Annotated in this window: 17 protein-coding genes; 14 read left to right on the top strand and 3 right to left on the bottom strand. The window is 63.6% G+C overall.

Annotation, left to right across the window (positions count from 1 at the left end):
- The first annotated feature begins 56 nt into the window (after positions 1-56).
- From secD to U0004_RS28095, 6 genes are all read left to right on the top strand, one after another.
- On the top strand, positions 57-1,922 hold the full coding sequence (secD, locus tag U0004_RS28120) for a protein translocase subunit SecD (RefSeq protein WP_070254791.1): 1,866 nt from the start codon (positions 57-59) through the stop codon (positions 1,920-1,922).
- Between the two features lie 90 nt (positions 1,923-2,012).
- On the top strand, positions 2,013-3,035 hold the full coding sequence (gene secF, locus U0004_RS28115) for a protein translocase subunit SecF (RefSeq protein WP_034778943.1): 1,023 nt from the start codon (positions 2,013-2,015) through the stop codon (positions 3,033-3,035).
- Between the two features lie 74 nt (positions 3,036-3,109).
- On the top strand, positions 3,110-3,859 hold the full coding sequence (locus U0004_RS28110) for a hypothetical protein (protein WP_139144114.1): 750 nt from the start codon (positions 3,110-3,112) through the stop codon (positions 3,857-3,859).
- Positions 3,856-4,557 (top strand): helix-turn-helix transcriptional regulator, encoded by a 702-nt coding sequence (locus tag U0004_RS28105; RefSeq protein WP_070254786.1) that lies wholly within the window; start codon positions 3,856-3,858, stop codon positions 4,555-4,557. The genes U0004_RS28110 and U0004_RS28105 overlap by 4 nt, the downstream gene beginning before the upstream one ends.
- Before the next feature lie 74 nt (positions 4,558-4,631).
- A complete protein-coding gene (locus U0004_RS28100; protein ID WP_070254784.1) occupies positions 4,632-5,258 on the top strand; it encodes a glutathione S-transferase family protein in 627 nt (208 codons plus the stop codon).
- Between the two features lie 196 nt (positions 5,259-5,454).
- On the top strand, positions 5,455-5,622 hold the full coding sequence (locus U0004_RS28095) for a hypothetical protein (protein ID WP_162835749.1): 168 nt from the start codon (positions 5,455-5,457) through the stop codon (positions 5,620-5,622).
- A 4-nt stretch (positions 5,623-5,626) separates the two neighbouring features.
- Here the strand turns inward: U0004_RS28095 and U0004_RS28090 are convergent, their stop codons facing one another.
- The 3 genes from U0004_RS28090 to U0004_RS28080 form a co-directional block, all read right to left on the bottom strand.
- Complete coding sequence (locus tag U0004_RS28090) at positions 5,627-6,475, bottom strand: HDOD domain-containing protein (RefSeq protein ID WP_070254782.1); 849 nt, start codon at positions 6,473-6,475, stop codon at positions 5,627-5,629.
- 290 nt (positions 6,476-6,765) lie between these two features.
- Positions 6,766-7,050: a hypothetical protein gene (locus tag U0004_RS28085; RefSeq protein WP_034778933.1), complete on the bottom strand. Its 285-nt coding sequence runs from the start codon at positions 7,048-7,050 to the stop codon at positions 6,766-6,768.
- A gap of 45 nt (positions 7,051-7,095) precedes the next feature.
- Complete coding sequence (locus U0004_RS28080) at positions 7,096-7,530, bottom strand: MarR family transcriptional regulator (RefSeq protein WP_070254780.1); 435 nt, start codon at positions 7,528-7,530, stop codon at positions 7,096-7,098.
- 131 nt (positions 7,531-7,661) lie between these two features.
- Between U0004_RS28080 and U0004_RS28075 the strand changes: the two genes are divergently transcribed.
- From U0004_RS28075 to U0004_RS28040, 8 genes are all read left to right on the top strand, one after another.
- A complete protein-coding gene (locus U0004_RS28075; RefSeq protein ID WP_070254778.1) occupies positions 7,662-8,606 on the top strand; it encodes a GlxA family transcriptional regulator in 945 nt (314 codons plus the stop codon).
- A gap of 140 nt (positions 8,607-8,746) precedes the next feature.
- A complete protein-coding gene (astC, locus tag U0004_RS28070; protein WP_034778927.1) occupies positions 8,747-9,988 on the top strand; it encodes an acetylornithine/succinylornithine family transaminase in 1,242 nt (413 codons plus the stop codon).
- A 94-nt stretch (positions 9,989-10,082) separates the two neighbouring features.
- On the top strand, positions 10,083-11,114 hold the full coding sequence (locus U0004_RS28065; protein WP_034778925.1) for an arginine N-succinyltransferase: 1,032 nt from the start codon (positions 10,083-10,085) through the stop codon (positions 11,112-11,114).
- A gap of 13 nt (positions 11,115-11,127) precedes the next feature.
- The gene (astA, locus tag U0004_RS28060; RefSeq protein ID WP_070254776.1) at positions 11,128-12,180 is read left to right on the top strand and encodes an arginine N-succinyltransferase; all 1,053 of its coding nucleotides are present in this window, start codon (positions 11,128-11,130) and stop codon (positions 12,178-12,180) included.
- A complete protein-coding gene (astD, locus tag U0004_RS28055) occupies positions 12,173-13,669 on the top strand; it encodes a succinylglutamate-semialdehyde dehydrogenase (RefSeq protein WP_070254774.1) in 1,497 nt (498 codons plus the stop codon). Before astA ends, astD begins: the two co-directional genes overlap by 8 nt.
- Positions 13,670-13,689: 20 nt before the next feature.
- The gene (gene astB, locus U0004_RS28050) at positions 13,690-15,030 is read left to right on the top strand and encodes an N-succinylarginine dihydrolase (protein ID WP_034778921.1); all 1,341 of its coding nucleotides are present in this window, start codon (positions 13,690-13,692) and stop codon (positions 15,028-15,030) included.
- Between the two features lie 148 nt (positions 15,031-15,178).
- Positions 15,179-19,906 carry an NAD-glutamate dehydrogenase domain-containing protein gene (locus tag U0004_RS28045; protein WP_070254772.1) on the top strand — a complete coding sequence of 1,576 codons (4,728 nt, stop codon included), beginning with the start codon at positions 15,179-15,181 and terminating at the stop codon, positions 19,904-19,906.
- Complete coding sequence (locus tag U0004_RS28040) at positions 19,906-20,919, top strand: succinylglutamate desuccinylase (RefSeq protein ID WP_070254770.1); 1,014 nt, start codon at positions 19,906-19,908, stop codon at positions 20,917-20,919. The genes U0004_RS28045 and U0004_RS28040 overlap by 1 nt, the downstream gene beginning before the upstream one ends.
- Positions 20,920-21,009: the final 90 nt, after the last annotated feature.

Genomic DNA, 21,009 nt, shown 5'->3' with positions numbered 1-21,009 from the left:
GCTATCGGTCGCCCCTCGGGACGCCTCCGACGCTCAACACTGAACGCTGAATCACTATGAATCGCTATCCTGCCTGGAAATACATCATCATCGTCGTCGCCTTATTGCTGGGCGCACTCTATACGGCGCCCAATTATTTCGGTGAGTCACCGGCGCTGCAAGTAACCAGCGGCAAGTCGACCGTCAAAGTGACGGGCGATCTGATGACGCAAGTCGAGCAAATATTGACGAAAGAGAACGTCAAGTCGGAAGGTGTCACCATGGATGGCGCCGGCAACCTGGCCTCCGTGCGCGTGCGTTTCGCCGATCCCGATACCCAGTTCAAGGCAAAGCTGGTGCTGGAAAAGGATCTCAATCCTGATTCCACCGATCCCGCGTTCATCGTGACGGTCAATCTGCAAGCCAATACGCCGATGTGGATGCAGAAATTGCATGCCTTGCCCATGTTCCTGGGCCTGGACTTGCGCGGTGGCGTGCACTTCCTCATGCAGGTCGATGCGAAAGCCGTACTGAACAAGAAAGTCCAGGGCGTCCAGTCCGCCGCGCGTAGCGTGTTGCGCGACAAGAATATCCGCCACGCCGGCATCGAGCGCGTGGGCGACAGTGTGCAGATCAACTTCCGCGACGCGGAAACGCGCCTGAAGGCAAAGAATGTATTGTCCGACCAGATGACGGAGCTGGCGTTCGCCGATGCGGGCGAAGGCAGCGACCTGAAACTGAACATCACCCTGAAGCCGGCGGCCCTGAAGGCAACCATCGACGAAGGTGTGAAGCAAAATATTTCCACCCTGTCCAAGCGCGTCAACGAGCTGGGCGTAGCCGAGCCGCTGATCCAGCAGCAAGGTCCTGACCGCATCGTGGTGCAATTGCCTGGCGTGCAGGACGTGGCCCGCGCAAAAGCCATCATCGGCCGCACGGCGACCCTGGAAGTGCGCCTGGTCGATGAAACCATCGTGCCTGGCACCGAACTGTCGAGCGCTATTCCATTCAACTCGGAACTGTTTACGGTTGGCAAGGGTGTTCCTGTCGTGCTGGCGAAAGACGTGATCCTGACGGGCGACTACATCTCCAGCGCCACGGCCAGCTTCGACCAGAACCAGCAGGCGGCCGTGTCGATCGACCTGAACGGCGACGGCGGCCGCAAGATGCGCGAAGCGACGCGTGAACGCGTGGGCAAGCGCATGGCCATCGTGCTGTTTGAAAAGGGCAAGCCGGAAGTGCTGTCGGTTGCCACCATCCAGCAGGAACTCGGTTCGCGCTTCCAGATCACCGGCATGGGCGGCGCGGAAAACGCGAATGAACTGGCGCTGCTGCTGCGCTCGGGTGCCCTGTCCGCACCGATGACCGTCATCGAAGAACGCACGATCGGGCCGCAGCTGGGTGCGGAAAACATCGCCAAGGGCTTCCACTCGACCTTGTACGGCTTCATCGCCATCGCCATCTTCATGATCGCCTACTACATGCTGTTCGGCGCCTTCAGCGTGCTGGCCCTGGCCGCCAACCTGCTGTTGCTGATCGCTTTGCTGTCGATGATCCAGGTGACCCTGACCTTGCCAGGTATCGCCGCGATCGCGCTGGCGCTGGGTATGGCGATTGACGCCAACGTGCTGATCAATGAACGTATCCGCGAAGAGCTGCGCGCCGGCAATACGCCGCAAGCGGCGATCGCTGCCGGCTTCGACCGCGCCTGGGCCACGATTCTCGATTCGAACGTGACCACCCTGATCGTCGGCCTGGCACTGCTGGCCTTCGGCAGCGGTCCCGTGCGTGGCTTCGCTGTTGTGCATTGCCTGGGTATTCTGACCTCGATGTTCTCCTCCGTGTTCGTGTCGCGCGGCGTGGTCAACCTCTGGTATGGCCGCAAGAAAAAGCTGACGACCTTGTCGATCGGCACGGTGTGGGTGCCGGGCACCAGCAAATAAGCGACGGCCCAGCCTTACCCAATAGCGTCAACAGCGATAGCGTCCGGTGGCACAGCCGCCGGACGCACAGAATAGAACTCAGAGGATTTCATGGAATTTTTCCGGATCAAAAAAGATATTCCCTTCATGCGCCATGCGTTGATTTTCAACGTGATTTCGGCGGTGACCTTCCTTGCCGCCGTCTTCTTCCTGGTGCACAAGGGCTTGCACCTGTCCGTGGAATTCAAGGGCGGTACCCTGATGGAGGTGAAGTACCCGAAGGCGGCCAATCTTGAAGGCATACGCGGCACCCTGATCGGCATGGGCTACGAAGAGCCGGGCGTGACCAGCTTCGATACGGCGCGCGACGTGATGATCCGCCTGCCGGTGGAAAATGGCGTCAGCGCCGCGAACACCTCGCAGCGCGTGTTTGAAGCCTTGTGCAAGGCCGAGCAAGGCACGACCAAGGGTATCGATACCGTCACCGAAAAGGGCGAGCACGTCATCAAGAGCGCCTGCATGGACGCGGCCGGCAGCGAAGCGGTCGTCTTGCAGAAAGTCGAATTCGTCGGCCCGCAAGTGGGCGAGGAACTGGCACAGAATGGCTTGAACGCGCTGGTGATGGTGATTCTGGGCGTGATGATCTACCTGGCCATCCGCTTCGAGTGGAAATACGCTGTCTCGGCCATTATCGCCAACTTGCATGACGTGGTGATCATCCTGGGCTTCTTCGCCTTCTTCCAGTGGGAATTCTCGCTGACGGTACTGGCGGCGATCCTGGCGGTGCTCGGCTACTCGGTCAACGAATCGGTGGTGATCTTTGACCGTATCCGCGAAAACTTCCGCAAGCAGCGCAAGGCAACCGTGCATGAAGTGATCGACAGTGCGATCACCAGCACCATTTCGCGTACCATCATCACCCACGGTTCCACCCAGATGATGGTGTTGTCGATGCTGGTCTTCGGCGGCCAGACCCTGCACCATTTCGCACTGGCGCTGACCATCGGTATCTGCTTCGGTATTTACTCGTCCGTGTTCGTCGCGGCCTCGATCGCCATGTGGCTGGGCGTCAAGCGCGAAGACTTGATCAAGCCGGTCAAGGAAAAAGACGAAACCGACGGCGCCGTGGTGTAAGCGCAGGTTTTTTTGCAGGTCGAATGAAGAACGATCACCGTTTGCGGTGGTCGTTTTTTTTATGGCGGATGATGATGAAGCGTTTTTTATGGGCAGGTGTGATGGCGGGCGTGACGGCGTTGGCCGGCGCCGCCGATTTCAGCCGCGGTGGCAGTGACAGCATCGCCATGCGCGGCCCGATTGCCGAGGGCGACGTGGACAAGCTGCGGCTGCTGGCCGCGCCGGGTATGACGCTGTTGCGCGTGAATAGCGACGCCGGTGATCCGCTGGCGGCGATGCAGCTGGGTCGCCTGGTGAGCCAGCTGCGGCTCGATATCGCCATCGACACCGTGTGCGCCGGCAGCTGCGCGCTGTATGTCTTCCCGGCCGCGCGCCGCAAGCACATTCCGGCCGATGCTGTGCTGGCGCTGCAGGAATCGGCCTTCCTGCGCGCGCAGGCGAACCGGGCGAACATGCGGCGCAGCCTGGTTGAAGCGGGCGTGGCGGCCGAGGACCTGGACAGCGAAACAGCGGCACTGGCGGCCCAATTGGCGCAGACGGCGGCGCTGGAGGCGGCATTTGCCGCGGAGCTGGGCATTGTCCCCGCCTTTTACCGCGACTTCCGGCAAGTGGCAACGCAGGCCGATAGCGTGCGCCTGCGCTTTCCCGACCAGGAGGCGGCCGTCTACTGGTGGCCGGCCGCCGCCCGGCTGCAGCGCTGCTACGGCATCGCCGATGTGGACGAGGGGACGCGCGCGGCGCGCCTGGCGCCCGACGGCTATCTGTACGTGCCGGCCCTGTCGGCCCTCGTCATGGGCGACCAGGGCTTGCAGGCCTGTCCATGAGCCGCAGCGGCCGTCTGTTCCTGTTGATGGACGCGATGCGTGCCAGGCGCGTGCCAGTCACGGCGGCCCAGCTGGCGCAGCAGCTGGGTGTTTCCGAGCGCACGATCTACCGCGATATCCAGACCCTGGCCGAACTGGGCGCGCCCTTGCAGGGCGAAGCCGGCATCGGCTATGTGCTGCGCCGCGGCGCCTTCCTGCCGCCGCTGATGTTCGGCGCCGATGAACTGGAAGCACTGGTGCTGGGCGCGCGCTGGGTGCGCCGGCAGGGCGATGCGGGCCTGGCGCAGGCGGCCAGCAATGCCCTGGCCAAGATCGCGGCCGCCTCGCCGCGCGACCTGCGCGACAGCATGGCCGAGACCAGCTTGTGGGTGCCGCTGGGGCGTCCCGCCGACGGCACGCAGCCGGCCGACCGCTACGTGCAGCCCGTGCGCGAGGCGATCCGCTACGAACAGAAGCTCACGCTTGCCTATCAGGATGAGCATGGCAGCGCCACCTCGCGCACGGTGTGGCCGTTTGCCCTGGCCTTTTTCGAAGGCAAGCGCCTGCTGGCCGCCTGGTGCGAGTTGCGCGGCGACTACCGGCATTTCCGCATCGACCGCATCGCCAGCGTGCAGCAGCATGAGGAGCGCTATCCCACGCGGCGCCATGTGCTGCTGGAGGCCTGGCGCAAGGCGCATGATATCGATCCTGAATCCTGATTTGCGCTCCTGACAAAAACTGTCAGTGCCTGGGCCTACGATGGAGGCTTCTTCACTCACCGGAGCCATCCATCATGCGTCTGTACCACCACCCCATGTCCTCGAATGCCCGCCGTGTCCTGATGACGGCGATCCACCTCGGCTTGCCTCTGGAACTGGCGGAAGTCGACCTGATGAATGCGGACGACCGCCGCCGCCTGGTCGAGCTGAACCCGAACGGCAAGGTGCCCGTGCTGGCCGATGGCGCTTTCCTGCTGTGGGAATCGTGCGCCATCATGCAATACCTGGCCGAGCAGGTGCCGGGCCAGACGATTTATCCGCAGGCGCCGCAAGCCCGTGCCGACGTCAACCGCTGGCTGTTCTGGGCCGCGCAGCATTTCGCGCCTGCCATCAGCGTGCTGGCCTGGGAGCGCGCGTGGAAAGGCATGACGGGCAATGGTCCGGCGGACCCGCTGGAAGAGGCGCGCGGCGAGCGCGACCTGCATGAATGCGCCGTGGTGCTGGATGCGCATCTGGCGGGGCGCAGCTGGGTCAGCGGAGACGATGTGACCCTGGCCGATTTTGCCGTGGCCGCGCCGCTGATGTACAGCGAGGCCGTGCGGCTGCCGCTGGCGCAGTATCAGCACATCCAGGCGTGGTTTGCCCGCGTGCGGCAGTTGCGCGCCTGGCAGGAAACGGAGGTGGAGCTCTTGCCGGGCTAATGTGCGCGCTAAGTGTGCCAGCGCACGGAGCTGGTGCGGCACAGCGCATAAGATAGGGCTGTCTCTTTCAGGACATCCCTAGCTTTGGACTTTACCCGCTTTCGAGCGGGTTTTTTTTGTCCGGCGTTTGAAGGTGGCTTGATAATTTGATACTTGCTGCACATATGGGGCCTATCCCACTGCCAGCAGGTAAGTCATGTTCATGCCACGCCATCCGCAACCCCTGTTGAGTACCAAGGCGGTTGCCACGCAAGTCGCCCAGCAAAAGCAGGGAACGCCGGCCATGGACAAGCATGTGCTGATCGTCGATACGCCCAAGCCGGCGGCACCTCCGCCAGCGAGCAAGAAGAAGCCTGCAGGCTAGTTACTTAGTGCACCAGCACCTTCAGCAGCGACTGCACTTCATCGTCCGATTCTTCCATGATGCTCGACAAGGTCGCATCGTCGCCGATCACGCAATCGATGCTGCCGGCAGCCCGGGCGGCGCGCACGGCGATGGCGGCCGGGCTTTCGTTGAGGGGCGAAGAGACGGGCGCCAGGTCATTCGCCAGCAGCAGGGTGTCGCCCAGCGATTCGGGCGGGATGGCGCGCAAGCCTTCCCACAGCGCATCGATGGCCCCCATCACCGCTTCCGGCACCTTCAGTTTGGTCAAGACGCCATGGCCGATGGCCTGTTCGCCATGTTCGACCCAGTCTTCCGGTTCGCCGTCGAGGATGCCGGGGAATTCGGCCGCGCGCGACAACAGATAAAACCCGCCCACTTCATGCATGATGCCGGCAAACAGGGCCGTATCAGGGTCCACCCTGGTGACGCGGCGGGCCAGCACTTGCGACAGGGCCGCCACGTGGGCCGTATGTTCCCACAGCTGGTTGGCCTTCGCTTGCAGCACGGGATCGGTGATGGTGCTGCCCAGCTGGCGCACGATCAGCGATGCCACCACCGACTGCAGGGTGCGTACGCCGAGCCGCTGCACGGCGTTGCGCACGCTGGTGATTTCATTGCCGGAACGGTTGAACGCCACGGAATTGGCGATGGCCACTGTGCGCGCGGCCAGCAGCGGGTCGGCCTGCACCAGCTTGGCGGCGGCCTCGATATGGCAGTCGGGATCGGCCAGCGCCTCTTGCAGCTTGAGCGAAGCGTCCACATTGGCAGGAAAGGTCAGCTCGCCACGAGCGGCTTGTGCGGCGATGCTTTTAAAGGCGTCGAGTCTGTTCATTGAAAAAATTATACTCGCAATATTTCCGTGCGGAACTTTTTAACCGTGATCTTTTCGCAAACAGCCGAGCAAAAGGCAAGCAAAGCCCCGTAAACGGAAAAAGGCATGCTCCTATATGGGTGGCATGCCTTTTTTCTAACGACAGCGTTCGTCACGGCGCTGGACAGGACCATCGCGAGCGGATGGGATTTGTGGCCGAGAAGCGCAACCGTACTTTAGTACGGGGGCGCCGAGCCGGTGAGCATCGCCGGCCGCAAAGCGCACCGCGCAGCAGGTACTGTCAAGTGCTACTACAGAGATTCGCTGAAGATGGCATCGCAGCCTTCAACGAGTTCATCGCTGTCTTCCAGCTCATCCGTCAAGCCCAGGTCGAACAATTCCTCGACGGCGTTCATGAAGCTGTTGTGCTTGGTGGCGCCGATCAGGCGGTAGATTTCGCCGTCTTCGTTGCGCACGCCGATGATCAGTTTTTCCTGGCGCACCAGTTCCGGCGTGCTGGCGTTGAGCAGCAGGTTGCCGATGATGTGTTTATCGAAATGAGCGGGTTTTTTGCCTTCGAGCAGTGAGGTTTTCAACTTGGTTTCCTTTGTCTTGTTTGAATGTCTGTGCTTGGTGAATGGTCAGCCGTGGCCGTTGGCGATGGCGTGTTTCAAGCCCGCCAGGGTGGTTTCCAGCCGCATGAAATCGTCTTCGGTATAGCCGTCGAACAGGCGCTGGCCCTGCCTTGTCAGTTTGGGGAACACGTCATGGAACACCTGTTCACCCTCGGAGCTCAGGCGCACGTAATAGGAACGCTTGTCGCGTGGACAACGTTCGCGTATCACCAGCCCCTTCTGTTCCAGCCGGTCCACCACGCCCGTCAAGGTGCCCTTGGTAATCAGGGTTTTCTGGCCCAGTTCCTTGTAGGACATGCCGCAGGTGTTGCCGAGCGTGGCAATGATGTCGAATTGCGCATGCGTCAAGCCGTACTGGCGCACGAAGTCGCTAGAAAACCGCTCGAAGCCTTGCATGCATTCGGCCAGCAGCCGGATACTTTTTAAATATCGTTCACCCATGGCAGTGATTATATCCTTCCGCCCCGCTTTTTTCCGCCGCGTCAGGATGCGTCCTTGCATGAGGGGCTGGAGGGGGCGGAAGTCCGGTATCATGTGGGCAACTCAGCCCTTGCCCCTGGCCCGCCTCGCCGATGTCCTTCGCTAATCTTTCCCGTATCGGCCTCGACAAACCGCTGCGTTTGCTGCTGGTCCATGCCGGCGATGCCGAGTCGATCACCTGGGCCGGCCTGGTGCAGCCGCTGCGCCTGTGCGCGCGGGCGCTGGGGCCGGACGCCCTGCAACTGGAGGTGCGCACGCCAGAGCAGGTGGCTGCGCAGGGCGGCAACTGGCATATCGCGCTGCTGGTGGCAGATGAAATGGAAGCGCCGCTGCGCGCCGAGCTGTGCCGGGCCGTGATCGAACGCTGCCGCTCGGCGCCATTCTGGGGCGGCGTGGGCGCGGCCGTGCTGTGGCTGGCCGACGCGGGCGTCATGGATGGCGTGCGCATCGCCTTGCCGTGGGCCTTGTACGCGGATGCGGAAGCCAAGGCGGAACGGGCCATCCTGACGCCGCACCTGTTCGATATCGACGGCCCGCACATCACGTGTTGCGGCGGCGCTGCCAGCATCGACTTTTCGCTGACCCTGATTGAAACCATCTTTGGCGCCGACGTGCAGGCGCTCGTCAAGGAAGCGTTGTGCGTGGACAAGGTGCGCGGCAAGGAAGAGCGCCAGCGCGTGGCCCTGCAGGCGCGTTTCGGCGTGCTGCAGCCGAAATTGTCCGAAGCGGTGACCTTGATGGAGGCCAATATCGAGGAACCGCTGTCGACCGACGACATTGCCAGCCTGGTGGGCCTGTCACGGCGCCAGCTCGAGCGGCTGTTCAAGCAATACCTGGGCAGCCTGCCGTCGCGTTACTACCTGGAATTGCGCCTGCAGCGCTCACGGCAACTATTGCTCGATACACATTATTCCATCGTGCAAGTAGGCCTGATGTGCGGCTTTTCTTCCGGCTCGCACTTTTCCACGGCCTTTGGCACACTGTTTGGCAATACCCCGCGCGAAGAGCGGCAAAGAAAGCTCATGCCTCCGGCTTGATTCAGGCAAGCCCGTCGGTGATGAATTGTGAAAATCCTTGTCGCAGATTCAAAAGAGTTTTAGCATCCCGCTTTTTATAATGCAGTACACACGTAGCTGTCGTAGCTGCGGAGTACCTAACATATTGATGGGGAAATGCTATGAATGCCAAGCTTGATTCGACCGTAACGGCTCGTCCAGTCACCCGGGAGACCTTTGACCAGGTCCTCGTTCCTACCTACGCTCCCGCTGCCATGGTACCCGTGCGCGGTTCCGGACTGGACCTGTGGGACCAGTCAGGCAAGCATTACCTCGATTTCACCTCCGGCATCGCCGTCAACAGCCTGGGCCACTGCCATCCGGCCCTGGTCGACGTGCTGACCAAGCAAATCAATAATTTGTGGCATTTGGGCAACGGCTATACCAACGAGCCTGTCCTGCGCCTGGCGCTGGCCCTGACGGAAGCGACCTTCGCCGACCGCGCCTTCTTCTGCAACTCGGGCGCGGAAGCCAACGAAGCGGCCCTGAAACTGGCGCGCAAGTACGCCCACACCAAGTTTGGCGCGCACAAGTCGCGCATCATCTCGTGCTTCAGCTCCTTCCACGGCCGTACCCTGTTTACGGTCTCCGTCGGCGGCCAGGCCAAGTACACGGAAGGCTTCGAGCCGCTGCCGCCATCGATCGACCATATCGCCTACAACGACATCGAAGCGGCGCGCGCCGCCATCGGCGATGACGTGTGCGCCGTGATCGTCGAGCCGGTACAAGGCGAAGGCGGCGTCGTGCCGGGCAATCCTGAATTCCTCAAGGAATTGCGCGCCCTGTGCGACAAGACGGGCGCCCTGTTGATTTTCGACGAAGTCCAGTGCGGCATGGGTCGCACTGGCGCGTTGTTCGCCTACATGGGCTACGGCGTCACGCCGGACATCCTGACGGCCGCCAAGGCGCTGGGCAACGGCTATCCGATCGGCGCGATGCTGACCACGAATGAACTGGCGCAGACCCTGGCCGTCGGCACCCACGGCACCACCTACGGCGGCAACCCGCTGGCCGCCACCGTGGCCCTGACCGTGCTGGAAACGATCAACACGCCGGCGTTCCTGGCGCGTGTGAAAGAAGCGAGCGTCAACACCATCGCCATGCTGCAAGGCTTGATCACGGATTATCCGCAAGTGTTCTCCGCCGTGCGCGGCAGCGGTTTGCTGCTGGGCCTGGTAGTCACCGATGCCTACAAAGGCCGCGCGAAAGACATCCAGAAAGCGGCCGAAGCGCAAGGCTTGATGGTGCTGATCGCCGGCATGGATGTGGTGCGCCTGGCGCCGGCCCTGATCGTCTCGGACGAGCAGATTGCCGAAGCGGGCCGTCTGCTGCGCGTGGCCATCGACGGCATGCTGAAAGCCTGAGGCTAGCCTCGCTCCCTGTTTGATCACCGGCCCGCCGCTTTGCTGCGGGCCGGCTTGGTTCTACCCCAGCATCGTCAGCATTGAAGGAGTACCCATGTATGTTGTCCGTCCGGTAGAAATTGCGGATATTGCAGCCCTCGAAGCGCTGGCCGCGGTAACCATGCCGGGTGTCCATACCCTGCCGAAGACGCGCGAAAAAATCGCCGCCTCCGTCGAGCGCTCCATCGCCTCGTTTGCCGCCCATGTCGACATCCCCAGCGAAGAGTCGTATCTCTTCGTGCTTGAATCCCTGCTCGACAAGAGCATCGCCGGCACGGCCGCCATCTTTGCCTCGGCCGGCTCGAACGGCACCTATTTTTCCTTCCGCAACGACGTCATCCAGCAAGTCTCGCGCGACCTGAACATCAGCCACAGCGTGCATGCGCTGACCCTGTGTTCCGAGTTGACGGCGTACTCGCAGCTGTCCGGCTTCTATGTGCGCAACATGGAGCAGGCGGGCCTGGAAGCGGCCCTGCTGTCGCGCGCGCGGCTGCTGTTCGCCGTGCTGGCGCCGCACCGCTTCGGCGACCGCTTCTTCGTGCCGCTGGCCGGCATCACGGACGCCAACGGCCAGTCGCCGTTCTGGGATGCGCTGGGCCGCAAGTTCTTCCAGATGGATTTCCTCGATGCCGAAAAAGTCATCGGCGGCGCGCGCAACCGCACCCTGATCGTCGAACTGATGCCGCACTACCCTGTCTACGTGCCGTTGCTGCCCGGCGATGCGCAGGCGGCCATGGGCCAGATCCACCCGAGCGGCGAACTGGCTTTCAATTTGCTGACGGAAGAAGGTTTTGAAGCCGACGATTACATCGACATCTTCGATGGCGGCCCGATCCTGCAGGCGCACAAGCATGCGCTGCGTTCGTTTACGGGCTCGCTGACGCGCCGCGTCGTCGCTGGCGTCACGCCCAGCCGCACGGGCCTGAAAGTCAATTATGCGGTCGCTTCCGGCGCCGAGCGCAATTTCCGCGCCGTCACCTTTGCCTGCGATGCGCTCGAAGCGCAGGACAGCGTCGGCTTGCCGGCCGATCTGCTCGAGGCGCTGGCCGTGGCCGAAGGCGACAGCGTCATTTGCGTGCGTATCTAAGGGAGTTAATTTTATGCTAGTAGTACGCGCCATCAACGCCAATGACCTCGATGCCCTGTATGGCCTGGCCAGCCAGGTCGGCACCGGCATGACCACCCTCAAGCCGGATATGAAAATGCTGGGCGACCGCCTGGCCATCGCCTGCGCCTCGTTCGCCGAAACCATTCCGCCCGAAAAACGCGACTACATGTTCGTCATGGAGGATACGGATACGGGCCGCCTGGCCGGCGTCTGCGCCATCAAGGGCGCCGTGGGCCTGGAAGAACCGTTCTATAACTACCGCATCGGCACCCTGGTCCATTCCAGCCGCGAGCTCGATGTGTTTACGCGCATGGAGACGCTGTACCTGTCGAACGACCTGACGGGCAGCACGGAACTGTGCTCGCTGTTTTTGCACCCCGATTACCGCAGCGGCAACAATGGCAAGCTGCTGTCGAAAAGCCGTTTCCTGTTCATCGCCCAGTTCCCGCAGCTGTTCACGGAAAAGCTGATCGCGGAAATGCGCGGCTACCAGGCGCCGGACGGCAGTTCGCCGTTCTACGAAGGCCTGGGGCGCCACTTCTTCAAGATGGATTTCCACCACGTCGACGACTTGACGAGCCTCGGTAAAAAATCGTTCATCGCCGAACTGATGCCGCGCCAGCCCATGTACGTGGCCTACCTGCCAGACGAGGCGCAGGAAGTCATCGGCAAGGTGCATCTGAGCACGGCGCCCGCGCGCCGCCTGCTGGAACAGGAAGGCTTGCACTTCGAAGGCTATGTCGACATTTTCGACGCTGGTCCCGTGCTGCAGGCGCGCGTGTCCGAACTGCGCGCCATGCGCGACAGCATGCCGGCCGTGCTCGACGCCGAGGCTGCGCCTGAAGTGTGCGGCGACGTTGCCCAGGCCGAGCCTTACCTGGTGTCGAACACCGACCTGAAAGATTTCCGCATGATCGTCACCAGCGCCAATCCGCACAGCGGCAAGATCGCGCTCGACGACGATGAACTGCATCTGCTGCGCTGCCATCACGGCGACACCGTGCGCACCTTGTCACTCAACCCGAGGAAGCATCCCCATGTCTAAATCGTCCAACGTTAATTCATCTACCGCAGCATCGAACTTCATCAACGGCGCCTGGCTGCCAGGCACGGGCCGCGAATTGCTCACCATCGATCCGTCGAACGGCAAGCAGACCTGGGCCAGCCTGGAAGCGACGGAGCGGGAAGTCGAACAGGCTTGCCAGGCCGCCCGCGCCGCCTTTGAAGCGTGGGCCGACACCCCCGTCGACGAACGCATTGCCATCTGCGTGCGCTTTCGCGAACTGCTGAAGGAACATGCGGAAGCGCTGGCGCTGCTGATCTCGGAAGAAGTGGGCAAGCCGTTGTGGGAGTCGCGCACGGAAGTGGCCACCATGGCCAACAAGATCGATATCTCGGTGCAGTCGTACAACGCGCGCACGGGCATCACGCAAAGCAAGATCGCCGATGGCGACGCCGTGCTGCGCCACCGTCCACATGGCGTGTTCGGCGTCTTCGGCCCGTACAATTTCCCTGGCCACCTGCCGAATGGCCATATCGTGCCGGCCCTGATCGCCGGTAACACCATCGTCTTCAAGCCCAGCGAGTATGCGCCGCGCACGGCCGTCAAAACCGTGCAGCTGTGGCAGCAGGCAGGCTTGCCAAATGGCGTGCTCAACCTCGTCAACGGCGGGCGCGACACGGGCGTGGCGCTGGGCGCCAATCCACACCTCGACGGCGTGCTGTTTACGGGTTCCTGCCAGACGGGCATCAGCCTGCACCGCCAATTCGGCGGCCAGCCGGGCAAGATGCTGGCGCTGGAAATGGGCGGCAACAATGCCCTGGTCGTATGGGACGTCAAGGATGTCGACGCGGCCGTGCACCACGCGATCTTCTCCGCCTTTGTCTCGGCCGGCCAGCGCTGCACGTGCGCGCGCCGCCTGGTGGTGCAGGACAATGCTGCGGGGTCTGCCTTCGTCGCGCGCCTGGTGGAAGTAGCCGCGAAACTGGGCATCGGCGCTTCCGACGCCCAGCCGCAGCCGTTCATGGGTCCCGTGGTATCGAGTGCCGTGGCCGCGCGCCTGGTGCAGGCGCAGGCGGACATGGTCGCCAAGGGCGGCGCCACCTTGCTGCAGATGCGCCAGCTCAACCCGCAGGCGGGTTTTGTGACGGCAGGTATCGTCGACGTTACCGCGGCTACCGGCATCCCCGACGAAGAATGGTTCGGCCCCCTGCTGCAGGTGATCCGCGTGGCCGATTTCGATGCGGCCCTAAAGGTTGCCAACGCCACCGAATTCGGCCTGGCCGCGGCGCTCCTGTCGGACGATCCGGCCCTGTGGCAAACGTTCCAGACGCGCGCGCGCGCCGGCATCATCAACTGGAATCGTCCGACCACGGGCGCGGCCAGCACGGCGCCGTTCGGCGGCATCGGCAAGTCGGGCAACCACCGTCCGAGCGCCTATTACGCGGCCGATTACTGCGCCTACCCGGTCGCTTCGATCGAGAACAGCGCGCTGGAAATGCCGGCCAAGCTGTCGCCCGGCCTGAGTTTTTAAATTTTAAGGACATGCCCTCCATGCACAGCACGCGCGAATACAATTTTGACGGCCTGGTCGGGCCATCGCATAACTATGCCGGACTTTCGTTCGGCAACGTGGCCTCGTTCAGCAATGTGAAAAGCGCTTCGAATCCGAAGCAGGCCGCCTTGCAGGGCCTGGCCAAGATGCGCGCCCTGGCCGCGCGCGGCTTTGCGCAAGCCTTGCTGCCGCCGCAGGACCGGCCGAATTTCCGCCTGCTGCGCGCTATCGGTTTCACGGGCACGGACGCCGAAGTGCTGGCGCGCGCCTACAAGGAGTCGCCCGTGATCCTGGCCTGCGCGTATTCCGCCTCGCCCATGTGGACGGCGAACGCCGCCACGGTCAGCCCGTCGGCGGACACGCAGGATGGCCGCGTGCATTTCACGGCGGCCAACCTGAATAACAAGCTGCACCGCGCCTTCGAGCACGCGCAGTCGGCGCGCAGCCTGCGTGCCATTTTCAGCGACGACAAGCACTTCGCCGTGCACGATGCGCTGCCGTCGACGCCGGCCTTTGGCGACGAGGGCGCGGCCAACCACACGCGTTTGGGCGCAAGCCACGGCGCGCCATCCGTTGAATTGTTCGTGTATGGTCGGGTGGAGTTCGATCCTTCCGCGCCATCGCCGAAGCGCTACCCGGCGCGCCAGACCCTGGAAGCGTCGCAAGCCGTGGCGCGCCTGCATGGCCTCGATGCGAAACGCGCCGTGTACGTGCAGCAGAACCCGGACGTGATCGACCAGGGCGTGTTCCATAACGACGTCATCGCCGTCGGCAATGGCAATGTGCTGTTCTATCACGAGCAGGCGTTTGCCGATGAAGAGGCAAGCCTGTCGCAGCTGCGCCGCGCCGTCGCCGCCACGGGCGCGCAACTCGATGCGCTGCGCGTGGACACGGGCCAGGTGCCGATCCAGGATGCGGTGACCAGCTATCTGTTCAACAGCCAACTGCTGACGAAAGAGGGCGGCAAGATGGCGCTGGTGATACCGCAGGAATGCCAGGAAAACCGCGCCGTGTCGCGCTACCTGGAAGGCCTGGTGGCCAGCGGTGGACCCATCGATGAACTGATACATTTCGACCTGCGCCAGAGCATGCGCAACGGCGGCGGGCCCGCCTGCCTGCGTTTGCGCGTGGCCCTGACGGAAACCGAGGCGCGCGCCATGCACCAGGGCGTGATCATGACGGAAACGCTGTACCATCGGCTGGTGCAGTGGGTGGAAAAACACTACCGCGACCATCTGGAACCGGGCGACCTGGCCGATCCGCAACTGGCGCTGGAAGTGCATGCGGCGCTTGAAGAATTGACGATCATCCTCAACTTACCTGGATTGTACGACTTGTAGGCGATAGAAAAACACACAGAAAATCCGAGACAGACTATCCGCAACACAGAATTGGACGGGCGACCCCCGTCTCTTGACACCGCTGCCGCCCAGCCACAAGCCCGAACGACAGCGTTGGACATTCACATTACCGTAATGGAGATGCAAGATGAATCACACGCCACAAGATTTGCGTACACAAACGCTGGAGTTGATTAACGCGGCTGGCAATGCAGGCAAGGCGGCAGCGCCTGTCGTGCAGCTGGTGCAGGCATGGCTCGACTCGCTCGACGCCGAAGACCTGGCCGATATCGCGCCCGACAGCCTGGCACCGGTGCTGGTTGACGGCTTCACGCAAGCGGCCAAGCGCACCGGCAGCGGCTGCCAGATCGCCACCCTGCGTTATGCGGATGGCCGTGGCGGCATGGCGAGCGCCTTGCTGATCCTGAACGAAGACATGCCTTACCTGGTCGATTCCATCGTCATGGCCATGCGCCGCCAGCACCTGGCAGTGCGCGGCGTGATGAACACCGTGCTGCCCGTGCGCCGCGCCGCTGACGGCAGCGTCGAAGCGGTGCGCCAGCCGGGCGACCCGCTCGAATCGTATGTGCTGGTGCTGCTCGACGAAGAGCTGGCGCCGGAAGCCCTGGCTGCGCTGGTCGCCGCCCTGGAGACGGTCGCGCGTGACGCCGCGGTGGTGCGCCGCGATAGCGCCGCCATGAGCGAGCGCCTGGCCGCTGTCGCCACAACTGCCGCCCAGCATGGCGAAGAAGGCGCGGAAGTGGCCGCTTTCCTGGAATGGGCGCGCAGCGGCGGCTTTGAAGTGTTCGGCTACGCCTACTACCGCGTCAAGCCGGGCGTGCGCGAACTCGAACGCGACATCCCGAGCCGCGTCGGCGTGCTGCAGGATACGGCGCACCCCGTCTACGGCACCTGCCTGGCGAATATCCCGGGCGACTTCGATACGCTGGCCAAGCGCGACTCGGCGCTGTCCATCGTCAAGGCTGACGTGGCAGGCACTTTGCACCGCGACCAGCAGCTGGACTTCATCGGCGTGCGCGACATGGATGCGCAAGGAGCGATCCTGGGCGAGCATTGCTTCGTCGGCCTGTTCACCCGCGCCGGCAATTCCACTCCGCTGGCGGCACTGCCGTTTGCGCGCGGCCGCGTGGCCAAGGTATTGAGCCTGGCCGGCGTGCGCCAGCAAGGTTTCCGTGCCGAGAAATTCCGCGAAATCCTCGAATCCCTGCCGCGCACGGAAGCGCTGGAAGCGGACCTCGACTGGCTGGCGCAAGTGTGCGGCGCCGTCGTCTCGCTGTACAAGCAGCCGCGCACCAAGGTCTTCGCGCGCCGCGACGTGTACGCGCGCCACCTGAACGTGCTGGTCTACCTGCCGCGCGAGCGCTACAGCGCCAGCGTGGCATCGAGCCTGGCAAAGGCCCTGCAAGCCAGTTCCGGCGCCACGCATGTGAGCACGCAGACCCTGGTGGCCGACGGCCCGCTGGCGCGCGTCTACCTGATTGCGCACGCCGCGCGCTACCCGCTGGACCTGGAAACGGACATCGAACAGCCGCTCCTGAGCGTGCTCGATGGCTGGCATAACGGCTTTGCCGCCGTGGCCGACGCCGTGCCCGACGTGGCACTGCGCACCAGCCTGCGTAAACTCTGCGCTACCTTGCCGCTCGATTACGTGGCCGCCACCGCGCCGGCCGTCGCCTTCCGCGACCTCGACACCATCCTGCGCAACACCGATCCGGCGCACGTGGCCGTGCGCATCGAGACGGGCGCCGTTACGACGATCCGTTTGTACTCGGCCAACAAGGTGCCGCCGCTGTCGACCATCCTGCCGGCCCTGCACAATGCCGGCGTGGCGATCGACCGCGAACAGGCGTATTCGGTTTCGCTGTCCGATGGCACGCGCTATTTCGTCACCAGCCTGACGGTCGATGCCGCCAGCGCGGCGAAACTGGCGCAGCCATCCGTCGTCGCCGTGGCGCAGGAACTGTTTGCCGCCCTGTTCAACGACACGGCCGAAGATGGCCGCCTGAATGGCCTCGTCATCGAAGGCGGCTTGTCGACGCGCGAAGTGCAACTGGTGCGCGCCTACACCAGCTACTGGCGCCAGACGGGCAGCCGCTTCTCGGTGCGCTACATTGCCGAAAGCCTGCGCAAGCAGCCGGCCCAGGTCAAAGCCCTGGTAGAAGCCTTCCTGCAGCGCTTCGATCCAGCGCTGTCCGACGCGCAGCACGCGGCCGCCCTGGAAAGCATCGCCGCCATCAAGGCCGGCCTGCCCTCCGTGAACCATGCCGATACCGAGGAAATCCTCGGCGCGCTGGCCGACCTGATGGCCGCCACCCTGCGCACCAGCTACTTCCAGAACAATCAAGCCGGCGACAAGATCATCTTCAAGTTCGACACCAGCAGCCTGGCGCTGGTGCCGGAACCGCGTCCTTACCGCGAGATTTTCGTCTTCTCGCGCCGCTTCGAAGGCGTGCACCTGCGCGGCGGCCCTGTCGCCCGTGGCGGCTTGCGCTGGTCCGACCGCATGGAAGACTACCGCACCGAAGTACTGGGCCTCGTCAAGGCCCAGATGGTCAAAAACGCCGTCATCGTGCCGGCCGGCGCGAAGGGTGGTTTTGTCTGCAAGATGATGCCGAAGGACGCCGTGCGCGAAACCATCGCGGCTGAAGGCGAAGCCGTCTACCGCCTGTTCATTTCCAGCTTGCTGGAAGTGACGGACAACCGCTCGCTGGGCAATATCGTCCCGCCAGTCGATACCGTGTGCTTCGATGAAGCCGATCCATACCTGGTGGTCGCTGCCGACAAGGGCACGGCCACGTTCTCGGACATCGCCAACGGCATCGCCGTGCAGCGCGGCTTCTGGCTCGGCGACGCGTTCGCCTCGGGTGGCTCGAACGGCTACGACCACAAGAAGCTGGGCATCACCGCCAAGGGTGCATTCGAAGCCGTGAAGCGCCACTTCTATGAAATGGACCACGACCTCAATACCACTCCGATCACCATGGTCGGCGTGGGCGACATGTCGGGCGACGTGTTCGGCAACGGCGTACTGCTGTCGCGCCAGCTGAAACTGGTGGCCGCATTCGACCACCGCCACATCTTCCTCGACCCGACACCGGACGTCGCCGTCTCGTTCGAAGAACGCGCGCGCCTGTTCGCCTTGCCGCGCTCCTCGTGGGACGACTACAACAAGGACTTGATCTCGGCAGGCGGCGGCGTGTATCCGCGTTCAAGCCGCACCATCGAGCTGTCGCCGCAGATCCGCGCCGCGCTCGATATTCAGGAGACCTCGCTGGCGCCGGAAGAACTGATGCACCGCATCCTGAAGTCGCCCGTGGACCTGTTCTACAACGGCGGCATCGGCACCTACATCAAGGCTTCCACGGAGACGCACGCGCAAGTGAAGGACCGCGCGAATGACCATATCCGCGTCAGCGGCAATGAGCTGCGCGTGAAGGTCGTGGCGGAAGGGGGGAATTTGGGTGCGACGCAGGCCGGCCGCATCGAATTCGCGCTGGCGGGCGGACGCATCTTTACCGATGCGATCGACAACTCGGCCGGCGTGGATTGCTCGGACCATGAAGTGAACGTGAAAATCTGGCTGGACGTGGAAGTCAATGCGGGCAAGCTTACGGAAGAGGAACGCAATCGCGAGCTGTATGCGATGACGGACGACGTCGAACGCCTGGTCTTGCGCGACAACACGCAGCAGACGCATTTGCTGGTACGCGAGTTGCAGGCGCAAAGCGAAGGCGCCGTGCAGGATGGCTATGCCGCACTGATCGCCAGCCTGGAAGAAGAGGGCGCCCTGTCGCGCGAGCTGGAGCAGCTGCCATCGGTGGCCGAACTGGCACGCCGCAAGCTCGATAACCGTGGCTTGACCACGCCGGAACTGGCGGTGGTGATCGCCAACGTGAAGAACCGCTTCAAGCGCATCCTGTCCGCGCTGCCGTTGACGGATGAAACGTGGGCCGAGCCGGTGCTCAAGCCTTACTTCCCATCCTTGCTGGTGGAAACCCGTTCGGCGCTCGACCACCCGCTGGCCAACGCCATCCTGGCAACCGTGCTGGCCAATGAAGTGATCAACCGCTGCGGCCCGCTGATGATCCGCAACCTGGCGGCGGAGCATGGCGTGGACGAATCGGCCGTGATCCTGGCCTGGGGCCAGGCCTGGGTGGCGCTGAACCTGGCGCCCGTGTTCGACGCGCTCGACGCCGATGCGCTGACGGTGCCGCGCGACGTGTCGATCAAGGTCGACGCGCAAACGCGCGTGCTGCAGCAAACGATGATCGCCGGTGTCCTGTCCGTGCCGGCCGAGCAATTGCGCGGCGCCGGCCTGGCCGAACTCACGCGCCTGTTTGGTGCGGAATCGAAGCGCGAGCTGCTGAAAGCCGTCGGCATCAAGTCGGAAGCAGCGCTGGTGCCGGGCCTGACGCCGGCCTTCGTCCAGGCGTGGGATGCGGTCGATGCGCTGGAAGTCGTCGCCGGCTTCCTGTTCCCGGCCCTGTCCGTGCCGCGTCCTGCGGCGATGGGCCTGGCCGCCTTCCTGCAAGTGGGCCTGGCCCTGCGCAGCCAGGCGGGCATCGACACCCTGGAACGTGGCCTGAAGCTGGCCGCGCAAGGCAAGTCGCAGGAGCAGTTGCGCAACTACGCGCAGCAAGCCCTGCGCCGCACGCAACAGCGTCTGCTGACGCAAGTGCTGGCGCGCGCTGAGCAAGGCAATGCCGGCCAGGCCGTCGATGCCGTGACGGGCGCGCTGGGCCTGTCGGCCTATGTGGCGGCGACGGAACTGGAGCAAGCCATGCTGGACGTGTGGACCTTGTCGGAAGCCGTGAATAAAATCACGACGAAATCCACAGCGGAAGCGGCGGTGTAATGACGCAAGAAGTACGACAAGCTGGACAGGGCGCTGGCGGCTTGCCGCCGGCCGTGCAGGCGCTGGCGCAGGCCGATTTCAGCGGCGTGGCGCAGTTGTTCGCCAACGCCGGTTTTACGGTGGCCTTGCCGGCGCCCGGCATGCTGCAGGTCGTCAAGCCGGGAGAAGGGCGCGCCAGCGTGGCCGTCTCGGTGGGCGTGCATGGCGACGAAACGGGGCCGATCGAAGTGCTGGCGCATCTGCTCGACGCGCTGTCGCGCGATGCGTCGACGCTGGCCGTCGACCTGCTTGTCTGCGTGGGCAATGTCGATGCGATCCGGGCCGGCAAGCGTTTCATCGACGCCGACCTGAATCGCATGTTCCGCCCCGTGCGGGGGAGCCTGGCGCAAGCGGCGGAAAGCGCGCGCGCCGATGAAATGATCGCCGCCACGGCAGCGTTCTTTGAAACGGCCGGTCCCGTGCGCTGGCACCTGGATTTGCACACGGCCATCCGGCCTTCCGTGTACCCCACGTTTGCCATCGTGCCCGACCTGGTGGCCGACGACGCCAAGGCGCAGCTGATAGCCTGGCTGGGCCAGGCGTCCATCGGCGCCATCATCATGAACCCGCAATCGGCCGGCACCTACAGTTATTATTCGGCCGAGCATTTCGGCGCGGCCGCCAGCACGGTGGAACTGGGCCGCGTGGGCACCTTGGGGCAGAACGATCTGTCCCTGTTCGACGACGTGTCGCGGGCGCTGGACGGCTTGCTGCGCGGCTTGCCTGCGCAACCGGTCAAGGCAGCGCCGCACGTGTTCAAGGTGGCGCAGGAAATCATCAAGCACAGCGATGAGTTCCGCATGGCGTTTGACCGCAGCACGCAAAATTTCACGTCCCTGCCGCAGCATGCCGTGATCGCCAGCGATGGCGAGCAGGTGTACACGGTGCAGCATGCGGAAGAACTGGTGGTGTTTCCGAACCCGGACGTGCGTGTGGGCTTGCGCGCGGGGCTGATGGTGGTGCGCGTCTCTTGATTGTCCAGTAATCGTCTAGCCTCACAGGCGCCAGCCGGGAAAACCCGCCTGGCGCTTTTTCATGGGAAAAATGCCGCACGGAAATAATTA

It is taken from the genome of Janthinobacterium lividum, from assembly GCF_034424625.1.
In the GTDB taxonomy this organism is placed as follows: domain Bacteria; phylum Pseudomonadota; class Gammaproteobacteria; order Burkholderiales; family Burkholderiaceae_D; genus Janthinobacterium; species Janthinobacterium lividum.
Note: the sequence above shows the minus strand (reverse complement) of the source record. Positions and strands in the feature narration are given on the sequence as shown.